Below are 1,390 nucleotides of genomic sequence, written 5' to 3' on the forward strand. Positions count from 1 at the left end.
GATGGGGGGTGACCGTGATGGCAACCCGTTCGTTACTCATAGCGTAACGCGTGAAGTACTGCTTCTGTCTCGTTGGAAAGCCGCCGATCTTTATCTCAATGACATCAATGAATTGATCAGCGAACTCTCGATGACCGTTTCTAACGATCAAGTTCGTGAACTTGCTGGTGAAGATCAACACGAACCATACCGCGCAATCCTGAAACAACTACGTGCTCTGCTCAATGAAACCAAAGATATTCTTGATGCGAAGATCCACGGTCAAAAACTGGCAGTCAAAGCACCGCTACAAAAAGTTGAACAGCTTTGGGATCCTCTGTACGCGTGTTACCAATCACTGCATGAGTGCGGCATGGGCGTCATCGCTGACGGCTCGTTGCTAGATACGCTGCGTCGTGTGAAAGCGTTTGGCGTTCACCTAGTTCGTCTTGATATCCGCCAGGAAAGTACGCGCCACGCAGATGTACTCTCTGAGCTGACTCGATACCTCGGCATTGGTGATTACGAACAGTGGAGCGAGCAAGATAAAATTGCTTTCCTCACCAATGAACTTGCGTCTAAACGTCCGCTACTGCCACGCGATTGGGAACCATCAGAGCCTGTCAAAGAGGTTTTAGACACCTGTAAGATCATCGCTCTGCAACCGCGCGAAGCGTTCGGTGCTTACGTCATCTCAATGGCTCGTACCGCCTCAGACGTACTCGCTGTGCACCTATTACTGCAAGAAGCGGGTTGCCCTTACCGTATGGATGTTTGTCCTCTGTTCGAAACTCTAGACGACTTGAACAATGCAGAGTCGGTCATTAAGCAGCTAATGAGCATCGACCTTTACCGTGGCTTTATTCAAAACCACCAAATGGTCATGATCGGCTACTCTGATTCAGCAAAAGATGCAGGCGTCATGTCAGCAGGCTGGGCTCAGTACCATGCTATGGAATCTCTAGTTAAAGTGGCAGAAGGCGAAGGTGTTGAGCTGACGCTGTTCCATGGTCGTGGCGGCACCGTTGGTCGCGGCGGCGCACCTGCACACGCGGCTCTGCTGTCTCAACCACCAAAGAGCTTGAAAGGCGGGTTACGCGTAACAGAACAAGGCGAAATGATCCGCTTTAAACTGGGTCTACCAGATGTTGCGGTAAACAGCTTCAACTTGTATGCAAGCGCCATTTTGGAAGCAAATCTACTGCCACCACCAGAGCCAAAACAAGAATGGCGCGACTTGATGGAAGTGCTGTCGGAAGTGAGCTGTGAAGCTTACCGTGGCGTCGTCCGTGGCGAACCAGATTTTGTTCCATACTTCCGTCAAGCGACGCCTGAACTAGAGCTAGGCAAACTGCCGCTTGGTTCACGCCCAGCGAAACGTAATCCAAATGGCGGTGTAGAAAGCTTACGT

The 1,390-nt window shown here is 50.9% G+C and carries 1 protein-coding gene; it reads left to right on the forward strand.

From position 1 onward, the window contains the following. The coding region (locus R7F07_RS24815) for a phosphoenolpyruvate carboxylase (protein ID WP_318110613.1) at window positions 1–1,390 on the forward strand (1,390 nt) is incomplete at both ends.

The organism is Vibrio sp. YT-16 (assembly GCF_033337405.1).
In the GTDB taxonomy this organism is placed as follows: domain Bacteria; phylum Pseudomonadota; class Gammaproteobacteria; order Enterobacterales; family Vibrionaceae; genus Vibrio; species Vibrio alginolyticus.